Origin of the sequence: Pandoraea sp. B-6, assembly GCF_000282835.1 — a bacterium.
In the GTDB taxonomy this organism is placed as follows: Bacteria; Pseudomonadota; Gammaproteobacteria; order Burkholderiales; family Burkholderiaceae; genus Pandoraea; species Pandoraea cepalis.
On sequence record NZ_KB290548.1, the window covers coordinates 1 to 268 of the forward strand.

The window sequence follows — 268 nt, forward strand, 5'->3', positions numbered from 1 at the left end:
CGAGCTGCAGGGCGAGGCCGCGAGCGAGCGCGTTTTGCGTAACGGGCACGCCGGCCGCGAGGGCAATGAGGGGCACGCGGCCCACGACGTCGGCCGGGTTGGCGAAGCCGCCCGCGGTCTGACTATCGAACGAGACGAGCTTCACGCCGTCTGCGTCGATGGGTTGGCCCGGCGCGAGCGCCTTGGCCGCCACCACGGCCGGATAGCGCTGCGTGAGCGTCTGGGTTACCGGTGAAGGCGTCGCGGCCGGGGCCGGCGCGGTGGGCGG

General features: G+C 74.3%; 1 protein-coding gene. It reads right to left on the reverse strand.

All coding sequences use genetic code 11. The features are described 5' to 3' along the window. Window positions 1-268 (reverse strand): SAF domain-containing protein (locus A985_RS27185; protein ID WP_198288721.1); only part of this gene is annotated, 268 nt, incomplete at both ends.